Annotated in this window: 22 protein-coding genes; 4 read left to right on the forward strand and 18 right to left on the reverse strand. The window is 68.6% G+C overall.

The annotated features are described in order from the left end of the window. Window positions 1-103: 103 nt before the first annotated feature. A complete protein-coding gene (locus tag AMK34_RS28850) occupies window positions 104-1843 on the forward strand; it encodes a glycerol-3-phosphate dehydrogenase/oxidase (protein WP_052120197.1) in 1740 nt (579 codons plus the stop codon). Between the two features lie 98 nt (window positions 1844-1941). Next, on the forward strand, window positions 1942-3405 hold the full coding sequence (locus AMK34_RS28855) for an aldehyde dehydrogenase family protein (protein ID WP_073847454.1): 1464 nt from the start codon (window positions 1942-1944) through the stop codon (window positions 3403-3405). 93 nt (window positions 3406-3498) lie between these two features. On the opposite strand, the gene AMK34_RS28860 is transcribed toward AMK34_RS28855, so the two are convergent. From AMK34_RS28860 to AMK34_RS28880, 5 genes are all read right to left on the reverse strand, one after another. Continuing rightward, on the reverse strand, window positions 3499-4029 hold the full coding sequence (locus tag AMK34_RS28860; protein WP_125732402.1) for a GNAT family N-acetyltransferase: 531 nt from the start codon (window positions 4027-4029) through the stop codon (window positions 3499-3501). Between the two features lie 21 nt (window positions 4030-4050). Beyond that, the gene (locus AMK34_RS28865; RefSeq protein WP_038519317.1) at window positions 4051-4425 is read right to left on the reverse strand and encodes a DUF1707 SHOCT-like domain-containing protein; all 375 of its coding nucleotides are present in this window, start codon (window positions 4423-4425) and stop codon (window positions 4051-4053) included. Window positions 4426-4466: 41 nt separating this feature from the next. Continuing rightward, window positions 4467-4931 carry a DUF1707 SHOCT-like domain-containing protein gene (locus tag AMK34_RS28870; RefSeq protein ID WP_073847455.1) on the reverse strand — a complete coding sequence of 155 codons (465 nt, stop codon included), beginning with the start codon at window positions 4929-4931 and terminating at the stop codon, window positions 4467-4469. 46 nt (window positions 4932-4977) lie between these two features. Beyond that, window positions 4978-6768, reverse strand: coding sequence for an acetyl/propionyl/methylcrotonyl-CoA carboxylase subunit alpha (locus tag AMK34_RS28875; protein WP_073847456.1), 1791 nt, complete (start codon window positions 6766-6768; stop codon window positions 4978-4980). A gap of 110 nt (window positions 6769-6878) precedes the next feature. After that, a complete protein-coding gene (locus tag AMK34_RS28880; protein ID WP_037332331.1) occupies window positions 6879-7163 on the reverse strand; it encodes an SAV_915 family protein in 285 nt (94 codons plus the stop codon). Between the two features lie 83 nt (window positions 7164-7246). On the opposite strand from AMK34_RS28880, the gene AMK34_RS28885 reads away from it, so the two are divergent. Further along, a complete protein-coding gene (locus AMK34_RS28885; protein ID WP_083650026.1) occupies window positions 7247-7930 on the forward strand; it encodes a hypothetical protein in 684 nt (227 codons plus the stop codon). Window positions 7931-8048: 118 nt separating this feature from the next. On the opposite strand, the gene AMK34_RS28890 is transcribed toward AMK34_RS28885, so the two are convergent. After that, the gene (locus tag AMK34_RS28890; protein ID WP_038519306.1) at window positions 8049-9413 is read right to left on the reverse strand and encodes a dicarboxylate/amino acid:cation symporter; all 1365 of its coding nucleotides are present in this window, start codon (window positions 9411-9413) and stop codon (window positions 8049-8051) included. A 100-nt stretch (window positions 9414-9513) separates the two neighbouring features. Beyond that, window positions 9514-10140: a Maf family protein gene (locus tag AMK34_RS28895; protein ID WP_073847458.1), complete on the reverse strand. Its 627-nt coding sequence runs from the start codon at window positions 10138-10140 to the stop codon at window positions 9514-9516. 166 nt (window positions 10141-10306) lie between these two features. Between AMK34_RS28895 and AMK34_RS28900 the strand changes: the two genes are divergently transcribed. Then, window positions 10307-12112, forward strand: coding sequence for a glycoside hydrolase family 3 protein (locus AMK34_RS28900; protein WP_073847459.1), 1806 nt, complete (start codon window positions 10307-10309; stop codon window positions 12110-12112). Window positions 12113-12235: 123 nt separating this feature from the next. On the opposite strand, the gene AMK34_RS28905 is transcribed toward AMK34_RS28900, so the two are convergent. The 11 genes from AMK34_RS28905 to AMK34_RS28955 form a co-directional block, all read right to left on the reverse strand. Continuing rightward, window positions 12236-13846, reverse strand: coding sequence for a DHA2 family efflux MFS transporter permease subunit (locus AMK34_RS28905; RefSeq protein ID WP_073847460.1), 1611 nt, complete (start codon window positions 13844-13846; stop codon window positions 12236-12238). Next, entirely contained in the window at window positions 13827-14453 is a 627-nt protein-coding gene (locus tag AMK34_RS28910; RefSeq protein WP_038519299.1) for a PadR family transcriptional regulator, read from the reverse strand. The genes AMK34_RS28905 and AMK34_RS28910 overlap by 20 nt, the downstream gene beginning before the upstream one ends. 99 nt (window positions 14454-14552) lie before the next feature. Further along, window positions 14553-14873, reverse strand: coding sequence for a hypothetical protein (locus AMK34_RS28915; protein ID WP_016331336.1), 321 nt, complete (start codon window positions 14871-14873; stop codon window positions 14553-14555). Beyond that, window positions 14870-15076 carry a DUF397 domain-containing protein gene (locus AMK34_RS28920; RefSeq protein ID WP_038519296.1) on the reverse strand — a complete coding sequence of 69 codons (207 nt, stop codon included), beginning with the start codon at window positions 15074-15076 and terminating at the stop codon, window positions 14870-14872. Before AMK34_RS28920 ends, AMK34_RS28915 begins: the two co-directional genes overlap by 4 nt. Window positions 15077-15273: 197 nt before the next feature. Beyond that, entirely contained in the window at window positions 15274-16107 is an 834-nt protein-coding gene (locus AMK34_RS28925; protein WP_073847461.1) for a helix-turn-helix domain-containing protein, read from the reverse strand. A 61-nt stretch (window positions 16108-16168) separates the two neighbouring features. Next, window positions 16169-16387 carry an acyl-CoA carboxylase subunit epsilon gene (locus AMK34_RS28930; protein WP_037332313.1) on the reverse strand — a complete coding sequence of 73 codons (219 nt, stop codon included), beginning with the start codon at window positions 16385-16387 and terminating at the stop codon, window positions 16169-16171. Beyond that, a complete protein-coding gene (locus tag AMK34_RS28935) occupies window positions 16384-18021 on the reverse strand; it encodes an acyl-CoA carboxylase subunit beta (RefSeq protein ID WP_016331340.1) in 1638 nt (545 codons plus the stop codon). The genes AMK34_RS28930 and AMK34_RS28935 overlap by 4 nt, the downstream gene beginning before the upstream one ends. Before the next feature lie 470 nt (window positions 18022-18491). Further along, window positions 18492-19154 carry a response regulator gene (locus AMK34_RS28940; RefSeq protein WP_073847462.1) on the reverse strand — a complete coding sequence of 221 codons (663 nt, stop codon included), beginning with the start codon at window positions 19152-19154 and terminating at the stop codon, window positions 18492-18494. Next, complete coding sequence (locus tag AMK34_RS28945; RefSeq protein ID WP_073847463.1) at window positions 19151-20302, reverse strand: sensor histidine kinase; 1152 nt, start codon at window positions 20300-20302, stop codon at window positions 19151-19153. The genes AMK34_RS28940 and AMK34_RS28945 overlap by 4 nt, the downstream gene beginning before the upstream one ends. Before the next feature lie 68 nt (window positions 20303-20370). Continuing rightward, window positions 20371-21189, reverse strand: coding sequence for an SRPBCC family protein (locus tag AMK34_RS28950; protein ID WP_073847464.1), 819 nt, complete (start codon window positions 21187-21189; stop codon window positions 20371-20373). Window positions 21190-21241: 52 nt separating this feature from the next. After that, window positions 21242-22012: an NAD(P)H-dependent oxidoreductase gene (locus AMK34_RS28955; protein ID WP_073847465.1), complete on the reverse strand. Its 771-nt coding sequence runs from the start codon at window positions 22010-22012 to the stop codon at window positions 21242-21244. Window positions 22013-22041: the final 29 nt, after the last annotated feature.

The raw sequence follows: 22041 nt of genomic DNA on the forward strand, positions 1-22041 counted from the left end.
TCAAGATCGACGAGGGTTACGCCACACGTGTCACCCGCATAACGGACCGGTCGCGGCCGATCGTGCGATGCTGGAGCCACAGCGGCACAAGGAGGAATGTCACGTGGCAAGCTCTCAGCGCGAAGCCGAAAACAGCCCCGCCAGGCTGGGACCGCTCAAGCGGGAAGAGTCTTGGCAGCGGCTGGGTGAGGACAAATTCGACCTCGTCGTCATCGGCGGCGGAGTGGTCGGGGCGGGCACGGCGCTCGACGCCGCGACACGCGGCCTGCGGGTCGCCCTCGTCGAAGCGCGCGACCTCGCCTCGGGAACGTCGAGCCGGTCCAGCAAGCTCTTCCACGGCGGGCTCCGTTACCTCGAACAGCTGGAATTCGGGCTGGTGCGGGAAGCTCTGCGGGAACGCGAGCTGATGCTGACGACGATCGCCCCGCATCTGGTGAAGCCGGTCAGCTTCCTGTACCCGCTGACCCACCGGATCTGGGAGCGTCCGTACACCGCGGCCGGCCTGCTGATGTACGACACGATGGGCGGCGCGCGGTCGGTCCCCGGCCAGAAACACCTGAGCCGCGCGGGCGCGCTGCGGATGGTCCCGGCGCTGAAGCGGTCCGCGTTGATCGGCGGGATCCGTTACTACGACGCGCAATCCGACGACGCGCGGCACACGATGACCGTCGCCCGCACTGCCGCGCATTACGGCGCCGTCGTGCGCACTTCCACCCAGGTGGTCGGTTTCCTCCGCGAGGCGGACCGCATTTCCGGTGTCCGCGTGCGCGACGTCGAGGACGGCCGCGAGACCGAGATCCACGCGTCCGCGGTGGTCAACTGCACCGGCGTGTGGACCGACGAACTGCAGCGCCTTTCCGGTGGCCGCGGCCGGTTCCGTGTGCGGGCGAGCAAGGGCGTGCACATCGTCGTCCCGCGCGACCGGATCGTCTCGGAATCCGGCATGATCCTGCGCACCGAGAAGTCCGTGCTGTTCGTCATCCCGTGGCGCAACCACTGGATCGTCGGGACCACCGACACCGACTGGAACCTCGACCTCGCGCATCCCGCCGCGACCAAGCACGACATCGACTACCTCCTCGAACACGTCAACACCGTGCTCGCGACGCCGCTCACGCACGACGACATCGAAGGCGTCTACGCCGGGCTACGGCCTTTGCTCGCCGGGGAAAGCGAAGAGACGTCGAAGCTTTCGCGTGAGCACGCGGTCGCGCGTGTCGCGCCGGGACTGGTCGCGATCGCGGGCGGCAAGTACACGACGTACCGGGTGATGGCGGCGGACGCCGTCGACGCCGCGGCCGTCGACCTGCCGGGCAGGCCGCAGTCGTCCATCACGGACAAGGTGCCGCTGCTCGGCGCCGACGGCTACCACGCGCTGGTGAACCAGGCCGACCATCTGGCCAGTGAGCACGGGCTGCACCCGTACCGCGTGCGTCATCTGCTCGACCGGTACGGCTCGATGGTGCACGAGGTCCTCGCGCTTGGCGAAGGACGGCCGGAACTGCTGAAGCCGCTGGAGCACGCTCCGGACTACCTCGGCGTCGAGGTCGTCTACGCGGCCAGCCACGAGGGCGCGCTTCACCTGGAAGACGTGCTCGCGCGCCGGACGCGGATCTCGATCGAGTACGCGCACCGCGGCGTCGACTGCGCCGCGCAGGTCGCCACACTGGTGGGCGAGGTGCTCGGCTGGTCGAAGGACGAGGAGAAGCGCGAAGTCGAGGTGTACAAGGCGCGGGTCGACGCGGAACGGGAGTCCCAGTCGCAGCCGAGCGACGAGGCCGCCGACGCGTTGCGCTCCGCCGCGCCGGAAGCACGCTCGGGGATCATCGAGCCGGTGAGTTGATCGCCGCCGCCGCGTGGTGTGCCAGGCGCGCAGAGATCGTTGCCTGATCCGGTGAATCTGGCATAGCGTCGGCCGTCCCAGAGACGGAAGGCGGCCTTGTGGTGTTTCTCGACTCGTCGACGTGGACGGACCGGATCTTCGCCGGCGGTTCCTGGGTGCCCGGCACCGGCGGCACCCGGAAGGTCACGGAGCCCGCGACCGGAGCGGTGCTGGGAAGCATCGGGATGGCCTCGGCCGAAGACGCCGCGAAAGCGGCTGAAACGGCGGCCGAGGCGCAGCGGGCTTGGGCGGCGACACCGCATGTCCAGCGGGCCGCGATCCTGCGCAAGGCGGCCACGCTGTGGTCGGAGTACGCCGACGAGATCCGCTGGTGGAACGTCCGCGAGGTCGGCGCCGTGCCGGGAGTCGCGGGCTTTTCGCTGCACGTCGCGGAGCAGGAGTGCTACGAAGCGGCGGCCCTGCCCGGCCGCCCGTACGGCGAACTCCTGCCGAGCGAGGAGCCGCGCCTGTCGATGGCGCGCCGTGTCCCGGCCGGTGTGGTCGCGGTGATCTCGCCGTTCAACATGCCGATCATCCTGGGGATCCGGTCGGTCGCCCCGGCGCTCGCGCTGGGGAACGCGGTCATCCTGAAGCCGGATCCGCGCACCGCCGTCACCGGTGGCGTCGTCCTCGCGCGGATCTTCGAGGAAGCGGGCCTGCCGCCGGGTGTGCTGCAGATGCTGCCGGGCGGCGCGGACGTCGGCGAGACGCTGGTGACGCATCCGGCGGTCCGGGTCATCTCGTTCACCGGGTCGACCGGCGCCGGGCGCAAGGTCGGCGAACTCGCCGGAAAGCATTTGAAGCGGGCACATCTGGAGCTGGGCGGGAACTCCGCGCTCATCGTGCTCGACGACGCGGACGTCGACGAGGCCGCCGGGGTCGCCGCGTTCGGCTCGTTCTTCCACCAGGGCCAGATCTGCATGACCACCGGGCGGCACCTCGTGCACGAGCGGCTCTACGACGACTTCGTCGAGCGGCTGGCGGCGAAGGCGGCGGCGTTGCGGGTGGGCGACCCGGCGCGGGACGAGGTCGCGCTCGGGCCGATCATCGACGCCGGACAGCGGGACAAGATCCACGACCTGGTCACGGCCAGCGTGGCGGCGGGGGCGCGGGTCGCCGCCGGCGCCGAGTACGACCGGCTGTTCTACTCGGCGACGGTGCTCGCCGACGTGCCGCCGACGGCACCCGCGGTCGCCCAGGAGATCTTCGGCCCGGTCGCGCCGGTCGTGCGGTTCTCCGACGCGGAGGAGGCCATCCGCCTCGCGACGGCGAGCGAGTACGGGCTTTCGCTGGGGATCGTCACGCGCGATGTCCTCAAAGGACTGGAGCTCGCGGACCGCGTCCCGACCGGGATCGTGCACATCAACGACCAGACCGTCAGCGATGAGGCGAACAGCCCCTTCGGCGGCGTCGCCGCTTCGGGCACCGGGAGCCGCTTCGGCGGTGCGGCGGCGAACATCGAGGCGTTCACCGAGACCCGCTGGGTCACCGTCCGGAACCCGCCCCCGACCTACCCCTTCTAACCCCGCATTTAGTCCTCTGGATGCGGTAGTTGGTGTCGCGTACTACCGCATTCAGAGGACGAAACGCGTCGCGATTAGCCCGCTAAACGCAGGTCAGGCGGTGCGGCGCCAGCGGATGAGGCGTTCTCCGGTCGGGGCCGGATCGAGTTCGGGCCCGACCAGGGTGAACCCGCATTTGCGGGCGACCGAGGCGGACACCTCGTTCGTCTCCTCGTAGCGATAACTGACCTCGCGCAGGCCGAGCCCGCCGAAACCGAAGCGCAGGGCCGCGTTGAGCGCGGTGCTCGCGACCCCCTTACCCCGCGACGCCGCCCGCACCCAGACCGACGCCTCCGCGTACCCGGCGTCGAGATCGAGATCCCGCAGGCCGACCTCGCCCAGCAGATCCCCGGTCGTCGGCTCGGCCACCGCCCAGGAACAGCGCTCGTCACCAGCCCACTGGGCGGCGCGCAGCGCGACGTACTCGGTCGCCTCGTCGAGGTCCCGCAAGCGGTAGTTCAGGACGTACTTGCGGTGCGTCGGGTCCGCGAAGGCGGCGACCAGCGCCGGACGGTCGTCGAGGGCCTTGTCCGCCCGCAGCTGCCGCAGGTAGTACTCGCCCGCGTTGATCTCCACCGGTTCCACCCTTCGAGGGTAACCGGCGCTTCAGCGGCGGCGGCTCATGATCAGCGCGACCGCCAGCGGCAGCAGGAAGACCAGGAACGTCCCGCGGGTGAAGAAGAACAACGCGATCGCGACGGCGGCGGCGATCGGCACGGCACTGGCCGTCAGCCATTTCGACGGCTGGATCTCGTTCTTCGCGGACGCCTGCGAGACGCCGGGCATCGGCGGCAGGGGGAGCAGCGCGCTGGGCCGGGGCGAAGGCAGGTCCGTGAACAGCGGTTCGAGTTCGCTCGCCATCCTCGCGGCGCTGACCTTCGCCGACCGCGAACCGAACTCGTCGAGGTCGAGTCTGCCGGTGCGGACATGCTCTTCCAGCGCCTCGAGCGCGTCTTGGCGTTCGGCGTCGCTCAGCCGCATGTCCGGTCTCTCGGCACTCACGTCCCGAGTCTACGGGCGGATCAGCCGTCGAGTTCCCGTCGACGCTGCTTCCCGAGCTTCTTGTGCGAGTTCTCCCAGCCCTTGCCCCAGATGCCCTCGCCGACGGCGCTGATCCCGATCGGGACGAGGATGAACCACCAGGTGATGCCGGTGGTGATGATCAGCGCGATGGTGGCGATGAACAGGATCGGTAGGAGCGCGCCCATGACGCGTTGCGTCGGGGAGATGCCCGCCCACGTCGACGCCGGTTTCCCCGGTTCGCCGACGGCGGCCTTGGGCGTGTCGTAATGGGGGTGCGGCTCGGGCAGGTCGAGGAAGATCTCGGCCAGCTCGCCGCGGGTTTTGGCGGCGGTGATCCGGGCGGACCGGTCGCCGAACTCGTCGATGTCGATCCTGCCGACGGTCATGTGCTCGCCGAGCGCGGTCAGCGCGGACTCGCGATCCTGATCACTGATCCGCAGCCGCGGAGACGGAACCTCGCTCACCCTTTCGAGAATAGGCCGGGCGAGGCCCCGTCAACCACGACATTCGTCAGTCTTTGAGCTCGAACAGCTGCGTGCCCTGCGTCACCGCGGCGCCGACCTCGACCGAAAGCCCGGTGACGGTGCCCGCTTTGTGTGCGGTGACCGGGTTCTCCATCTTCATCGCTTCGAGCACGACGACCAGCTCGCCCGCTTCGACCTGCTGGCCCTCTTCGACGGCGACCTTGACGATGGTGCCCTGCATCGGCGCGGTGACCGCGTCACCGCTCACCGCGGCCTTGGTGCCGCCCGCGCGCTTGCGCGGCTTGGCCTTCACGGCCGTCCCGCCGCCACCGGCGTCGAGCGAGAAACCGCCGGGGAGCGACACTTCGAGCCGTCGGCCGCCGACCTCGACGACGACGTTCTGCCGGGGCTGCTCTTCCTCGGCCTCGACGGTTTCCGGCGCCACGAACGGCTCGATGGTGTTCTCGAACTCGGTCTCGATCCAGCGGGTGTGGACGCTGAAACCGTTCTCGTCGCCGATGAAGGCCGGGTCGTCCACGATCACGCGGTGGAACGGCAGCACCGTCGCCATCCCGTCGGCGACCATCTCGGCCAGCGCGCGGCGGCTGCGCTCGAGCGCGTTCTGCCGGTCCGAGCCGGTGACGATCAGCTTCGCGAGCATCGAGTCGAACTGGCCGCCGATGACGCTGCCGGACTCGACGCCCGAGTCGACGCGGACGCCGGGGCCGCTCGGCGCGACGAACCTCGTCACGGTGCCGGGCGCGGGCAGGAAGCCGCGGCCGGCGTCCTCGCCGTTGATGCGGAACTCGATCGAGTGGCCGCGCGGTTCCGGGTCTTCGGTGATGCGCAGCTTCTCGCCGCGCGCGATGCGGAACATCTCGCGCACGAGGTCGAGGCCCGTCGTCTCCTCGGACACCGGGTGCTCGACCTGCAGCCGCGTGTTGACCTCGAGGAACGAGATCGTGCCGTCGACGGCGACGAGGTACTCGACGGTCCCGGCGCCGTAGTAGCCGGCTTCCTTGCAGATCGCCTTGGCGGATTCGTGGATGCGCTTGCGCTGCTCGTCGGTCAGGAACGGCGCGGGCGCCTCCTCGACGAGCTTCTGGTGGCGGCGCTGCAGCGAGCAGTCGCGGGTGCCGACGACGATGGCGTTGCCGTGCTGGTCGGCGAGGACCTGCGCCTCGACGTGGCGCGGCTTGTCGAGGTAGCGCTCGACGAAGCATTCGCCGCGGCCGAAGGCGGAGATCGCCTCGCGCGTCGCCGATTCGAAGAGTTCCGGGATCTCTTCGCGGGTGCGGGCGACCTTCAGGCCGCGGCCGCCACCGCCGAACGCCGCCTTGATCGCCACCGGCAGGCCGTGCTCGTCGGCGAAGGCGACGATCTCGTCGGCGTTCGCGACGGGGTCCTTGGTGCCGGGCACGAGCGGGGCGCCGGCGCGCAGCGCGATGTGGCGCGCGGTGACCTTGTCCCCGAGGTCGCGGATGGCTTGCGGGCTCGGCCCGATCCAGGTCAGCCCGGCGTCGATGACCGCCTGGGCGAAGTCCGCGTTCTCGGAGAGGAACCCGTAGCCGGGGTGGACCGAGTCCGCGCCCGACCGCTTGGCGGCGTCGAGCAGCTTGTCGAAGACGAGGTAGCTCTCGGCCGCGGTGGTGCCGCCGAGCGCGAAGGCCTCGTCCGCGAGGCGCACGTGGGGTGCGTCGCGGTCAGGATCGGCGTAGACGGCGACGCTGGTCAGCCCGGCGTCCTTCGCCGCCCTGATCACCCGTACCGCGATTTCCCCGCGGTTCGCGATCAGGATCTTGGTCACCGGACCACCTGTGCCGGCCTGCTCGGTCACGCCGTACCTCCTGCGTTCGCACGTCGGGCCGCCCCGATGCGGCTCCGCAGCAGTTTAGGTGAAGTTCCCGCCCCGATTAATGAGAGCAAGGCCACCCGGTGACCTTTGCTTTATACCAGCGCTTCGCGGTGCCGCAGTTCTTCCGGAAGGTCGGAATCGAGCACGATCAGGTCGTACGGCTGGGCCTGGTGGACGCGGCCGAGGTGCTCGGATTTGACCAGTGCCCACGGCTGGTGCGGCCCGCAGCATTCGACGAGACGCTGCACGGAACTGAAGGCGATCAACGCCATCCGGCCGTCCTTGGTCGCGCGGAGTTCGATCTCCGCGCTCGTGTAGTCCTTCGGCTTTTTCGCCGTCGGAAGGAACAGTGCGGTGGGCAGTCCGGGGTTCGTCACAGGAACAACATAGACGTGCACTCTGCGCTAGATCACTTACGCTCTCGGATATGCGGAAACAGGAAGCGCGGGCGCCACTATCCGTGCTGTTCACCGCCCTGCTGGCGGTGGTGGTGACGGCGGGCGTGATCGTCGCCGTGATCCTGCTCCGCCCGGCCGCCCCGACGCCCGACGGTGACCCCGGCGTGCCTCCGGTGTCCGATGGCGCCCCAAGTGCGCCCGGGGTGAACTGCGGGGACGCGGCCTGCCGCGAGATCGGCGCGATGACCGTCGGCGGGCTGCCCGTCGTGCTGCTGGCCGACGGCGCGGGGAAGCAGGGTGTGGTCCGGATCGGCGCGGACACCGCGTACCCGCTGATGATCAACGACATGGGGGTCACCCTGAAGGGCGATTCTTTGCGCTGTGTCGACGGGGCGACGCCGGTGTGCCTGGTGCGCGGCGAGACGGGCGCCGGTGCGGCGGGGGAACTGTTCGTCGCGCGTGGCGGGATCTGGCGGGACACCGGGAAGCCGTATTTCTCCGACGCCGGGACGGTCGCCCTGAGCGACGTGACCGCCGACGGGGTCGCGGACGTCATCGTCGTGCGGCACGAATGCCCCGGCGCGCAGTCCGGATCGGCGCGGTGCCAGGCGGCGCCGGTGCTCGCCGAGGTCTACGACGTCGCCCGCGGTTCCGTGGGGTGCACGCGGCGGTACACCGCGCCTTCGGAGCTGAGGGGCTGGCCGGATGTCCGGTTGACGAAGGCTGATCTGCGGGCCTGCCCCTGACGGGGAGCAAGGGACCTTTGCTACCACCGGTGGCGGCTGCGGGACGCGAGAGTCCGTGAAGGCCTCCTTGAGGGACTCTGGGTCCCTCAAGGAGGCCTTCACGGACCGTCAAAGGGCCTCAGGCCCCAGCGGTGGCAGGCTCCTTCGCGGAGGCAGTAGCCGCTTCGCCGTCGGAAGTCGGCGAAGGGTCCGTCGGCGAGTTGAGCACCTCGTCGTCCAGAAGGCCTTCGCCACGGGCGACGACCACCGGCACGACGATCTGGCCCGCGACGTTGGTCGCGGTCCGCATCATGTCCATGATCGGGTTCACCGAGTAGATCAGCGCGATCCCGAGCGCCACCTGCTGCGCGTCGAGGCCGATGAACGCGGTGGTCAGGGTCAGCGCGGTCAGCCAGCCGGTGGTGCCCGCGGTGGCCAGCGCGCCGAGCACGGCGACCACGACGATCCCGACGTACTGCCAGATGTTCAGCGAGACCCCGGACAGGTTCGCGATGAAGATGGCGCCGATCGCGGGGAACACCGCCGCGCAGCCGTCCATCTTCGTGGCGCTGCCCAGCGGAGTCGCGAAGGCGGCGTATGCGGGCTGGACGCCCAGGTTCACGGCGGACTGCCGGGTGAGGGGCAGTGTCGCGGCCGAAGACTGCGACGCGAACGCGAACTGGATCGCCGTGCCCGCCTTCGAGAAGAACTTCAGCGGGCTGACCTTCGCCACGAACTGCAGCAGGATCGGGTAGACCACCAGCAGCACCACGAGGCAGCCGACGTACACCGCGAGAGTGGTGGTGAACAGCGGCCGGAACAGGGCGTCACCGTAGTTCGCGACCGCGGCGCCGATCAGGCCGACGATGCCGATCGGGGCGAGCCGGACGATCCAGCCGAGGTAGCGCTGGATGATCTCGAAGACGCTGGTGGTGAAGTCGACGAACGGCTTGGCCTTGTCACCGAGGCTGTAGGCCGCCGCGCCGATGATCACGGCGAGGAACAGCACCTGCAGCGTCGAGCCTTCGGTGAAAGCCGTGAAGAAGTTCTTCGGCAGGAAGCCTTCGACGAAGGCGCTCCAGGAGCCCCAGTTGTCGACGCTCTTGGTGGCCTTGTCCGCGTTCTTCGCGGTCGCGGCGACGCCTTCGCCGAGGCCGCCGCTGCCCGGGTTGAACAGCTTCGCGACGGCGATGCCGATCAGCGACGCGATGAACGAGGTGATCGCGAACCACAGGACGGTCTTGCCACCCAGCCGCGCGGCCTTCTTGCCGCCGCCGAGATTGCGCAGGCTGTTGATGCCGACCACGATCGCCGTGAAGACCAGCGGGATCACCGCGATCTGCAGCAGCGTCGTGAAGATCGTGCCGATCTGGTCGAGCAGGTCGGTCAGCCAGCTCGCCTCGGTCGTCCTGGCGAGGACGCCGAGCAGGGCGCCCACGACGAGCGAGCCGAGGACCGCCGCCGCGAAGACCCTTGGCCTTGTGTAGGTCCGAATGAAAGACACGGGGCGACTCCGGTGCGTGAAAGTTTCCTGATTTCCCGAACGTGAAGAACGTTCGGCGAGGCAGGACTCTTCCGGATCACCCGATCGTGTGGGAGTCGTCTCAGGATGCGGGACGGGTCCAGAGATCGATGACGCTCACGCCGACCTCCGTCAGCAAACGCCGGGTCAGCGGCAGGCTGATGCCGATGACGCTCGAGAAATCACCGTCGATTCCCTCGATGAACCAGCCGCCGAGCCCGTCGAGGGTGAAACCACCGGCCACCTGAAGCGGCTCTCCGGAAGCGATGTACGCCTCGATCTCTTCTTGGGACGGTGTGCCGAAGCGAACAGTGGTCCCTTCGGTCCCGGAGGTTTCCTTCGTCCTCTCGCCGTTCTCGACGCGGATGATCGCGTGGCCGGTCAGAAGTTCACCGGTTTTGCCCGCCATCGACGCCCAGCGCTCGCGCGCGGCTTCCGGCGTGATCGGCTTCCCGACCATTTCGCCGTTGATCGACAGCATCGAATCGCAGCCCACGATGACCATGTCGGAGTGACCGTCGAGGGCCTCGAAAACCGCTTCGGCCTTCGCGGCGGCGAGTGCGCGGACCAGCTCTTCGGGGGCCGGATCGGTCAGGGACGCGGCGACCGCGTCCTCGTCGACGCCGGACACGACGACGCTCGGATCGAAGCCGGCGGAACGCAGGACACCGAGGCGGGCGGGAGACTGGGACGCGAGAACGAAACGCACGTGAGGAAGGTACTCGACGGCTCGCCGTTGCCTGATTGTGACCTGGAACACCCGAACGTGGAGTTAGTTTGTTGTGGCGCGCAACATATGGATTGTTCGAGCTACGGAGGAACCAATGTCGCCCCGCCTCCGCGTCAGAAGATCTCTTCGCACGACGCAAACCACAGTGCTCGCAGGACTGCTCCTGGCCGGTTCGGCCCTGACCCCGGTCGCGTCCGCCGCCCCCGGGCCGCTCTACAAGAATCCGCACGCTTCGACGTCCGCGCGGGTGAACGACCTGCTCAAGCGGATGAGCCTCGACGACAAGATCGGCCAGATGACGCAGGCCGAACGCGGCGCGGTCACCCCCGACCAGGCCGCCGCGCTCAAACTGGGGTCCTTGCTCTCCGGCGGTGGCTCGGTGCCCGCCAGCAACACCCCGAACGGGTGGGCCGACATGGTCGACTCGTATCAGAAGGCGGCGGTCTCGACGCCGCTCGGCATTCCCACGATCTACGGCGTCGACGCCGTGCACGGCCACAACAACGTCTACGGCGCCACGATCTTCCCGCACAACATCGGCCTCGGTGCCGCGAACAATCCGCGCCTGGTCGAGAAGATCGGCCGGGCGACGGCGCTCGAAGTCGCCGGAACCGGCCCGCAGTGGGACTTTTCGCCGTGCCTGTGCGTCGCCCGCGACGACCGCTGGGGCCGGACCTACGAATCCTTCGGCGAATCCCCGCGTGACGCCATCGCGAACGCGTCGGCCATCACCGGGCTTCAGGGACGCAGGCTCGGCGAGAAACCGGGATCCGTGCTCGCGACGGCGAAACACTACGTCGGCGACGGTGGAACGACGAACGGCGTCGATCAGGGCAACACCGAGGTGAGCGAACGCGAACTGCGCCAGATCCACCTGCCACCGTTCCGCGAGGCGATCGACCGCGGGGTCGGCTCGGTGATGATCTCGTTCTCCAGTTTCCAGGGAGTGCGCATGCACGCCCAGAAGTACCTCATCACCGACGTCCTCAAGAAGGAACTGCGGTTCCGCGGGCTGGTGATCTCGGACTACAACGCGATCAACCAGATCGACGGCAAGGAGGGCTTCACCCCCGAAGAGGTGCGGCTCTCGGTGAACGCGGGCATCGACATGTTCATGGTCCCGTGGGACGCGCCGCAGTTCATCGCCTACCTCAAGGCCGAAGTCGAGGCGGGGCGCGTCTCGCGCGACCGGATCGACGACGCGAACCGCCGCATCCTGGCGGAGAAGTTCGAACTCGGCCTGTTCGAGCACCCGTACACCGACCGATCTCTCCAGAAGACGTTCGGCAGCAAGGAACATCGCGAACTGGCCCGGCAGGCGGTCCGCGAATCCCAGGTGCTGCTGAAGAACGACGGTGTGCTGCCGCTGGCGAAGAAGAACAACAAGATCTTCGTCGCGGGCAAGAACGCGAACGACATCGGAAACCAGGCGGGCGGCTGGACGCTCACCTGGCAGGGACAGAGCGGCCCGGTGATCCCGGGCACGACCATCCTCGACGGCATCAAGTCGGGGGCGGGGAAGGGAACCACGGTGACCTATGACCGTGCGGGTGACGGAATCGACGGCAGCTATCAGGTCGCCGTCGCCGTGGTGGGCGAAACGCCGTACGCCGAAGGACAGGGAGACCGGCCGAACGGCTTCGGACTCGACGCGGAAGACCTCGCCACGATCGCCAAGCTGAAGAGTTCGGGTGTTCCGGTCGTCGTGGTGACCGTGTCCGGGCGTCCGCTCGACATCGCCGCGCAACTGCCGCGGTTCGACGGGCTGGTCGCTGCCTGGCTGCCGGGCAGTGAAGGCGCCGGCGTCGCCGATGTCCTTTACGGCGACTACAACCCGACCGGGAAGCTGACGTTCAGCTGGCCGGTCAGTGCGGCGCAAGAACCGGTGAACGTCGGTGACGGCAAGAAGGCGCTGTACCCGTACGGCTACGGCCTTCGGTACCGCCGGTAGCTTCCGCCTCCCGCGGATGAGAGGAACGGTCCTTTCCTTGCGAAATGTGCAAGGAAAGGACCGTTCATTGCGCCGGTGGTGGGCCCACGACCCGCATTCAGAGGACTAAATGCGGGAGGAGGGTCAGGCGGCGCTGGCGGCGGGTTCGCGAGCGGGCGGGCGGGGTGCCCGGGAAGGGCGGCGCATGGTGAGCGCGGCGAGCACGCCCAGCACGAGCACCGCGGCCGGAAGCAGCAGCGTCACGCGGGCCGCGTCGGTGAGTCCATTGTGGACGGCTTCGAGCGCGAGCCGCTGAGCCTGCTCGGCGACACCGGACGGCAAGCCGGGGAACGCGGCCGCCCCGGAAGAACCGAACTCCCCGGTCGATTCCGCGGCCTTCGCGACGCCTTCCGCGAACGGCGCCCGGTACTGCTCCGGCAACGCGCGCGCGGCCGACGCCGCCTCGTCGGCGATCGACGTACCGATCCGTGCCTGCAGCAGCACACCGACGGCCGCGCTACCCAGCACGCCGCCGACCTGACGGGCGGTGTTGAAGATGCCCGACGCGGTCCCGACGAGCCGCGGTTCGACCGAACTCATCGCCAGATTGCCCATCGGCGCGAAGATGAAGCCGATGCCGAGGCCCGCCACCAGCAGCGCCGGGGTGAGCGTCCACGCGTTCGCGCCCGCCTCGGCGATCAGGGCCGCCAGTCCCATTCCCGCGGCGAGCGCGGTGAGCCCGACGATCAGCAGGATCTTCCCGTTGACCTTGTCCGAAGCGCGGCCGACGAACGGGCCGATCAGGCCGGCCAGCAACGACATCGGTGCGAACAGCAGGCCGGACATCGTCGGCGACTCGCCCAGCACCGCTTGGATGTAGATCACCAGCGGCAGGAACATGCCGGTCATCGCGAAACCGACGGTGACCGAGGTCAGCGTGCCCGCCGAGAAGTTGCGGTTCGCGAAAACGCCGAGCGGAAGCAGTGGTTCCCGGCGGTTGAACCGTTGCCACGCCACGAAAGCGACCAGCAGGGCGACGCCGAAACCGATGATCTCGAACACGGTGACCGGCCCGAACACCCGCCCCCAGTCGTAGTGCTGTCCATTTTGGACGCCGTAGACGACGCAGAACAACCCCGCGCCGGACAGCAGGATCCCCGGGACGTCGAAGGAATGCGAGTGCTTCGGCTGCCAGTCCGGCACCTTGAGCAGCGCCAGCGCGATCGCGACCACGCCGACCGGCAGGTTGACGAAGAAGATCCATTCCCAGCCGAGGTGGTCGACGAGCACGCCGCCGAGCACCGGCCCGACGATGGCCGCGATCCCGGCGACGCCGCTCCAGAGCCCCATCGCGGGACCACGCTTCGACGGCGGGAACAGATGGCTGATGAACGCCAGGGTCTGCGGCGTCATCAAAGCGGCGCCGAGTCCTTGCACCGCGCGGGCCGCGATCAGCATCTCGACCGAACCGGACAGACCGCACCACAGCGAGGCCAGGGTGAACACCACGAGCCCCGCCAGGTAGACGCGTTTCGGGCCGAAGCGGTCGCCGAGACGGCTGGCGAACAGCATCGGCACCGCGTAGGTGAGCAGGTAGACGCTGATCACCCAGACGATCGCGTTCAGCCCGGCGCCGAGCTCCCGCAGCATCGCGGGGATCGCGGTCGAGACGATCGTGGTGTCCAGCAGGATCATGAAGAAACCCAGGCACAGCGCGGAAAGCGCGGCCCAGGGATTAGCTTGTCTTGCGTTCATCGCTGTCGTCCTCGGTGACCAGGTTCAGTTGTGGCGTGCAGTGGCCCTGGAACCGGATACGGCCGGATTCCAGGTCTGCGACGAGTTTTTGGGTCCATTCGAGCTCGAAGGCCCGCCGCGCGGTGGCGTAGGACCAGTCGAGCCAGTAGATCTCGGGAAGTTTGTGCTCGTTGACCAGGTTTTCGAGTACGACCTGGTCGGAGGCGATGGCGGCCTGCAGCCGCAGCACGCGGTGCTTGAGCTGCGTGAGCGACATTTCCGGGCCGAGCTCGTCGATGACGGCGAGCGCGCTGAGGTACTCGGGGTACTCCTCGGCGGGCGTGGCCAGCATGTCCTGCGCCCTGGTGACGAACTCGTCGCGGCCGGTGTCCGTCATCGCGTACACGGTGCGTTCGGGGCGTTTCCCGTCCCGTTGTGTCTCGACGACTTCGACGAAACCGTTCTGCACCAGGCGATCCACCGTGTGGTAGAGCGAGCCCGCCTTCACCTTCACGCGCGTGTTGACGAAGCGCTCGCGCATCAGCTGCGCCATCTCGTACGGATGCATGGGCCGCTCATGCAGGAGTTCGAGCACCGCCATGGCGAGCGGGGTGAGCTTCGCGGCCATGAATGTCCCCCTTGGAAGATTCCCTGCTGATTATTCCGTGTGGAATATATGCCAGGCAGGGCTGAACCTTCAAGGGGGCTTCGGTGCGTCGGCCGGCCGCTAGTCGAGCGGTCGCGGCCCGATCTCGCGTTCGAGGAAGCGGTGGTACTCGATGGCAGCGATCGAGTTCTCCAGCTGTTCGAACGTCGGCGCGGGGAGCGCGCCGTTGAAGACGATGGTCAGGCTCTTCCGCGGGATGTTGATGACATACGGATCGACGTCGAGTTCTTCGCAGTGCCCGCGCAGGACGGCGGTCCAGTGGTCGAGGTCCTCGTCCTCCCCGAGGTGCTCCCACCGCGCGACGATCCAGTTGCCGTTGATCAGCTGGCCCGCCATCTCCCGCGGATCGTGGACCATGTACGGCTCGGCGACGTCGTTCATCGTCCGAGGTGCTCGAGGAGCGCGGCGAAGGACTCGGCCGGGAGCACCAGGATCGGACGGCTCTCGTCCGGCAGCGCCCACTGTTTGGTGTCCCGGATGCCCACGAGGCCGGGTGCGGTGCCGACCTCGACGCAGGCGTTCTCTTCCCAGTGCGTGTAGGTCGACTTGTGCCAGCCGGTCATGTTTTCGTGCCAGGTGGTCATAGGAGGGCCTTTCCCCAGTGACTGTTTCGGCAAGTAGACGGGTTGCGCGGCAGCAAGGTTGGCGAGATCGGGTGATCTGTGCCGATCGGTCGGTGAGCGGCTCCGCTGATCGCGTTCGGCGCACGGAAAGGGACCTTCACCGACAGCTGCTTTACACACGATGCACTCTCGGAGTGCATAAGGCCAAGGGTCTTAGGTCACCGAAGGGATCCGGCCGCGAGCTTTCGGTAGTCGGCGGCGATACGCGTCAGATGCCCGCAGGCGATGTCGCCGTAGGTGGCGTAGCGCTCGACTTCGGCGAAGTTCTTTTCGTAGTCGGTGACTTCGCGTTCGTCCGTGACGAGGGCCGTGGCCGTCTGCGTCCCGAGGAGCACCGCGCGCGAGTCGTAGATGTCGAAACCGTGGAGGACGGGGACCGACACCGGAGTCGTCCACGGGATCACGCCGAGCCGCACCCGGTCGCGGCGGGAGATCTCGATGAGATGGCCGAGCTGGGCCAGCATGGTCGCCGCGCCGCCCATGTTCCAGCGCAGGGCGCCTTCGGTGAGCACGAAATGGAACTGACGGTTCGAATCGAGGATCCGCTGGCGCTCCAGGCGGGCCTCGACCGTCTGGTCGCGTTCGTCCTCCGGCAGCGCGTCGCCGAAGAGCGCGGTGATGTAGTCGCGGGTCTGGAGCAGGCCGAACACGATGGTCGGCTGGAAGCTCCGGATGCGGGCGGAGGCCGTCTCGATCTTGCCGATGCGCTGCTGCATCCGCCAGGCACCGCGCTGAAAGACGACGCGGGCGGACGACGCCTCTTCACGGAGGTCCCGGGTGATCGCGACCAGCTCCCGCCGGACCTTCGCGGGCGCGCGATAGACACGGCACAGCGCGATGACCTGCTCTTCGGTCGGCATGAACGCGCCGGTCTCGACCCGCGACACCTTCGACTGACTGAGGCCGGTGAGACTCGCCGCTTCGGTACCGGACAGCCCGGCGGCCTTGCGCAGACGGCGCAACTCGGTGGAGAGGTGGTCCTGGTTCGTCACGCACGGCTTTCTGAGGCGATCGCGGTCGGCAGGACTGTCACGATAGCCCGCCGGGCCCGTCTCAGCGAGGAAGCGCCGATGCCCGCCAGGCACCCTCTCCCGGGGCGAGCGGGGCCCGCACGAGCGATGCCTTGTCCGCCCACCACGAATCCCGTTTCGGCGCCGGTTCCGGTGCCCGCGCACCGGCCACCGCCGCGACGACGGCGGTCAGCGCGGCGAGCTCGGCGTCGTCCGGGTTGCCCCGGACGACGCGCAGCAGCGGGGTTTCGGGCGCGGTCACAGCGGGATGTTCCCGTGCTTCTTGGGCGGCAGCGACTCACGCTTGCCCTGGAGCAGCGAGAGCGCCTTCGCGACGTGGCCGCGGGTGTGCGCGGGCACGATCACCGAGTCGACGTAACCGCGCTCGGCCGCCGCGTACGGGTTCAGGAGGGTGTCTTCGTACTCCTGGATGAGCTCGGCCCGCAGCGCGTCGACGTCCTTGCCGTCGGCGGCGGCCGCGGCGAGTGTCTTGCGGTGCACGATGTTCGCCGCGCCCTGTGCGCCCATGACCGCGACCTGCGCCGTCGGCCAGGCCAGGTTGATGTCCGCGCCGAGGTGCTTCGACCCCATGACGTCGTACGCGCCGCCGTACGCCTTGCGGGTGATGACGGTGACGAGCGGGACGGTCGCTTCGGCGTAGGCGTAGATCAGCTTCGCGCCGCGCCGGATGATGCCGTTCCACTCCTGGTCGGTGCCGGGCAGGAAGCCGGGGACGTCGACGAAGGTCAGCACCGGGATGTTGAACGCGTCGCAGGTGCGCACGAACCGCGCGGCCTTCTCGGAGGCGTCGATGTCGAGGCAGCCGGCGAACTGGGTCGGCTGGTTCGCCACGATGCCGACGCTGCGCCCGTCCACCCGGCCGAAGCCGACCAGGATGTTGGGCGCGAACAGCTCGTGCACTTCGAGGAAGTCACCGTCGTCGACGACGCGGTTGATGACCTCGTGCATGTCGTACGGCTGGTTCGGCGAGTCCGGGATCAGCGTGTCGAGCTCGCGATCGGTGTCGGTGACGTCGTCGAAGAACCCACCTGGCGCCGAGCCGGTCTCGAACAGCGGCGCTTCGGACAGGTTGTTCGCCGGGAGGAACGCGAGCAGTTCCTTCACGTACGCGATGGCGTCCTCGTCGTCGGAACCGAGGTAGTGCGCGACACCCGAACGGGTGTTGTGCGTGCGACCGCCGCCGAGTTCCTCGAAGGAGACCTCTTCGCCGGTCACGGTCTTCACGACGTCGGGGCCGGTGATGAACATGTGCGAGGTCTTGTCGACCATCACCACGAAGTCGGTCAGCGCGGGGGAGTAGACGTGCCCGCCCGCGTTGGCGCCCATGATCAGCGAGATCTGCGGGATGACGCCGGACGCCTTGACGTTGCGGTTGAAGATCTCGCCGTACAGCCCGAGCGAGACGACGCCTTCCTGGATCCGCGCGCCGCCGCCCTCGTTGATGCCGATGATCGGGCGGCCGGTCTTGATCGCCAGGTCCATCACCTTGACGATCTTCTCGCCGTACACCTCACCGAGTGAACCGCCGAAGACGGTGACGTCCTGGCTGAACACGCACACCGGGCGGCCGTCGACCGTGCCGTAGCCGGTGACGACGCCGTCGCCGTAGGGGCGGTTCTTCTCCTGGCCGAAGTTGACCGAGCGGTGCTTCGCCAGCTCGTCGAGCTCGACGAAGGAGCCCTCGTCCAGCAGCAGGTCGATCCGCTCGCGGGCGGTCTTCTTGCCCTTGGCGTGCTGTTTCTCCACCGCCCTCGCGGAACCCGCGTGCACCGCCTCGTCATACCGGCGGTACAGGTCGGCCAGCTTGCCGGCCGTCGTGTGGATGTCCGGTTCGTCCTCGGGCGGCGTCCCGAGCGGCTCCGTCGCACTGCTCATGAAACCGCAGCCTAGCTACTCGACGGTCACTTCGCGTGTGGCGTAGGCAACGTCCTGGGGGTCTGGGGCCTGAAGTACATGAAGGCCCCCTTCACTGCGTCTAGCGCAGTGAAGGGGGCCTTCACTTACTTGGGAAGGGGTGAAGGTCGAGTTTCCTCGGCTGAGCCGAGGGAAGGGGGCCTTCACGCGCGGCCGCTGTGACTGCTGGTGTTCATGGGGCTTGTGTGGCGCCTCGCAAGTCCGTGAAGGCCTCCTTAAGGGACCCAGAGTCCCTCAAGGAGGCCTTCACGGACCGGTACTTGTTGATCTACATCTGACCTGTGCGTGAGCGGGATTCGCTCCGTTCCAGACCGGGTCGAGCGTTGTCGATGAAGGATTCGGGACGTCCACTGTCCCAAATCCTTCATCAACGAATCCCTGTGTGGAGGAGCCAGGACGTTCAGCGCCGCGAACCCCTCAGGCTCGACCCGCTAGACCGAGGCCCGCACCAGCCCGGACTCGTAAGCCGCGATCACGAGCTGCGCCCGGTCCCGCGCCGCGAGCTTGTGCAGCAGATGGCCGATATGCGTCTTCACCGTCGCCAGTCCGAGGTGCAGCGTCCCGGCGATCTCGTCGTTCGACAGGCCGCGCGCGATCAGGCTCAGCACCTCGCGTTCCCGCGTGGTGATGTTGTCCAGCGACGCCGCGACGCGCTGGCCGGGTTCGGGCAGCCGGGCGAACTCCGCGATGAGCCTTCGCGTGATCGAAGGGGCGAGAAGTCCTTCGCCCGCCGCGACGACGCGGATCGCGGTCAGCAGTTCGGCGGGCGGGGTGTCCTTCAGCAGGAAGCCGCTCGCGCCCGCGCGCAGGGCCGAATAGACGTAGGCGTCGAGGTCGAAAGTGGTCAGCATCAGCACGTGGACGCCTTCGGTGGCGGGCGACGCGCAGATCCGCCGGGTCGCTTCGATCCCGTCCAGCTCCGGCATGCGGACGTCCATCAGCACGACGTCGGGGCGTTCCTTCTCGGCGAGTTCGGCGGCTTCCGCGCCGTCGCTCGCCTCCCCGACGACTTCGAGGTCCGGCGCGCAGTCGACGAGCACGCGGAAACTGCCGCGCAGCAACGCCTGGTCGTCGGCGATCAGTACGCGGATCATCGTGTCCCCACTTCCTTGGCGGCGTACGGAAGCCGCGCGAACACCCGGAATCCCCCGGCGGGCAGCGGGCCCGCCTCGAAGTCGCCACCGTAGACGGCGACGCGTTCGCGCATGCCGATCAACCCGTGTCCGCCCACGGCGGGCGGCGAGCCTTCGCCGCGTCCGTCGTCGACGATTTCGACGCTGACCTCACCGGGGCCTTCGGTGATCGTGACCCGGCACGCCGACGGTCCCGCGTGCTTCACGACGTTGGTCACCGCCTCCTGCGTGATGCGGTAGACCGAAAGCGCGACGCCTTCGGGCAGGTCGTCCACCGCCTCGCCGGTCAGCTCGACCCGCACCCCGGCCTGTCCGGCGCGTTCGGCAAGGGTTCGCAGGTCGGCGAGTTTCGGCGCGGGCCCGAGCGCGGCCTCGGGCGTGCCGTCACCGGAACGGAGGACGCCGAGCATCCGACGGAGTTCGACGAGGGTCTCGCGGCTGGTGAGTTCGATGACCCGCAACGCCTCACGTGCTTCTTCGGGCTGTTGCTCCGCGACGTGGTTGCCGACGGCCGCCTTGACCGCGATCAGGCTCATGCTGTGCGCGACGACGTCGTGCATCTCGCGCGCGATACGCAGCCGTTCGTCGGAAACCGCCTGATCGGCCTGGGTTTCGGCGAGCTGGGCCAGGTTCGCGCGTCGTTGCCGCGTCATCCAGCCCAGCGCCCACGAGCCCGCGACGCCGCCGCCCGCGAAGGCCGTCGACGCGATCGTGTTCGGCCCGAGCCGCAGTACCTCGAAGATCATGACGACGACGAGCCCCAGACCCATCGCGATCAGCGAGCGGGCCCGCGGGTGTTCCAGCGCCACGGTGTACAGCGCACATCCGGTGGCCAGGAGCGCGGCCGGGGCCAGCCCGTTGCCCGCGATCAGCGCCGGGACGAGGCTGCCCAGGCCGAGGCCGTAGGCGAGCAGAGGGCGGTGCCGCCGTAGCGCGATCGCGATCCCGCTGGCGGCGACCGTCGCCCAGGCGAGCCACATCGGGATGACGACGAGGAACGTCCAGGTCTGTGCCGCGAGGTTCCCGCCGACGGCCACGACGAGCACCAGCGCGAGGAGCGCGTCGATCGTGTACGCCACCCGCTGGGAGAGCGCCGACGGCTGTTTCATACGGCGAACTCAACCAGACGGGCGGCGTCTCCGCGTCCGTCCGGTGGAGGTCATCCCCAGGGTGGAGATCAGCTTCCGTGAGCCGCCGCGAAGAACTCCTTCAACTTCTCTCGCCAGCTTCGCAGCGCTTCGGGTACGACGTCGTCCTGTCCGGCGGGGACGGTCTGGGTCAGCTCGACCATGGTGCCGTCGAGTTCGGAGTGGCTGAACTCCCAGCGGACGACGCCACCTCGCGGCAGGCTGAACTCCAGCAGCCGCGGCGGCTCTTCGCGGATGACCGTCCCCGCGGCCTTTTCGGCCGAGAGAAGGCCCCAGACCTCGTCGAGCGGTTTCCAGACCAGATCACGGCGGAAGCGGATCACCTTGCCGTCGCCGGTTTCCAGGACCTCGCCCTCGGCGAGCCCGAACTCCTCGGTGTAGGCCTCGATCGGGCCCACCCAGTCCTGCGGCGGCTCGTGATCCTCGCCGTCGAGCAAGGCGATGAGCGCGACGAGGCAGCTGTCCCAGCCGGCGGCCGTGCGGCCCGCGGCGATCGTGGCGATGGCGGGTTCACCCCGGCCGAACGTATGCGTGAACAGCAGACGGCTGCCGTCACCCTCCGGGACGATCTCCCAGCGCAGCACGTCTTCGTTCCAGCTGAACGCGAAGACACGGGGCTCGTCCGCTTCGAGTACTTCGCCCACTGTCGGCGCCTCTTCGTCTTCGAAGGTGAACTCGATCGCCCCACCCGGCCGCAGGTCGACGGTGACCGCCGCGGGGAACCAGTTCGCGAGCTCCGACGGTTCGGTGATCGCCCGCCAGACGCGTTCCGGCCGATGCGCGAGACGGCGTTCGATCCGCAGCGCCGGACGTTCTCCGACGGTTTCCAACCGGGCGCGAGCGTTCACGGTTACCTCCTAATGTGCCGTGAGGGAAATATAACCGCGACGTAATATTAGGTCAACCGGCGAGGTGGACGCCGATCCCGCTCCGCCCTGGCGCCAGCTCGTCACGCAGGACCAGGGCGTCGTCGTAGTCGCCGCCGTTCTGACGGCGGAACGGGATCGGGTCCTGAGTGGACAGTGTCCGCAGTCGCTCGCGGAGTGACTCCGCGGCGGCCTCGTACTGCTCGGGCGAAACGCGGTCGGCGCCGCAGATCGTCAACGGCGGCAGCACGGACATCCCCGCGTACCACAGTGTTCCGTGCTGAAACGGGAACAGCAGATCGCCGATCTCGCCGTTGACGCCGCGCGGTCCGATGGTGGCCTCCGGCGCGCCCGCGGTCAGCACGACCATGGCGCGTTTCCCGGCCAGCGCTCCTTCGCCGTAGCGGGCCGTCCGGCCGTCGGGGCGCTGGACGCCGTAAGCGAAACCCTTGACGAAGACGCGGTCGAACCAGCCCTTGAGGATCGCGGGCATTCCGTACCACCACAACGGGAACTGGAAGATCACGGTGTCCGCCCACGCCAGCTTTTCGTGCTCGGCGCGGATGTCCTCGCCGAGTTCGCCCGTCCGGAAGGCGTCCTTCGACGTCGAGCCGACGACGAGCCGCTCCGGGGAAGCGGCCCGGCCGAAGTCGTCGGCGTCGACGACGGCCTTCCATTTCATCGCGTACAGATCGGATTCCCGGACGTCGGCGCCCTGCGCGCGGAGGGTGCGCAAGCCCTCGTCGCGCAGCGAGCCGCCGAGGGAACGGGGTTCGGGGTGGGCGAAGATCCACAGCACGTTCATGGTTCCACCGTCGCTCGGTCCCGTCGTCG

This window comes from Amycolatopsis sp. CB00013 (genome assembly GCF_001905755.1).
Classification (GTDB): Bacteria; Actinomycetota; Actinomycetes; order Mycobacteriales; family Pseudonocardiaceae; genus Amycolatopsis; species Amycolatopsis japonica.

Bases quoted from the DNA above. Each gene is read 5' to 3' on its own strand.
- AMK34_RS28865 (WP_038519317.1), bottom strand. From the start codon at position 4,425: ATGCGGCTGAGCGACGCCGAACGCCAAGACGCGCTCGAGGCGCTGGAA.
- AMK34_RS28905 (WP_073847460.1), bottom strand. From the start codon at position 13,846: ATGAACGCAAGACAAGCTAATCCCTGGGCCGCGCTTTCCGCGCTGTGC.
- AMK34_RS28910 (WP_038519299.1), bottom strand. From the start codon at position 14,453: ATGGCCGCGAAGCTCACCCCGCTCGCCATGGCGGTGCTCGAACTCCTG.
- AMK34_RS28915 (WP_016331336.1), bottom strand. From the start codon at position 14,873: ATGAACGACGTCGCCGAGCCGTACATGGTCCACGATCCGCGGGAGATG.
- AMK34_RS28920 (WP_038519296.1), bottom strand. From the start codon at position 15,076: ATGACCACCTGGCACGAAAACATGACCGGCTGGCACAAGTCGACCTAC.
- AMK34_RS28935 (WP_016331340.1), bottom strand. From the start codon at position 18,021: ATGAGCAGTGCGACGGAGCCGCTCGGGACGCCGCCCGAGGACGAACCG.
- AMK34_RS28940 (WP_073847462.1), bottom strand. From the start codon at position 19,154: ATGATCCGCGTACTGATCGCCGACGACCAGGCGTTGCTGCGCGGCAGT.
- AMK34_RS28945 (WP_073847463.1), bottom strand. From the start codon at position 20,302: ATGAAACAGCCGTCGGCGCTCTCCCAGCGGGTGGCGTACACGATCGAC.
- AMK34_RS28955 (WP_073847465.1), bottom strand. From the start codon at position 22,012: ATGAACGTGCTGTGGATCTTCGCCCACCCCGAACCCCGTTCCCTCGGC.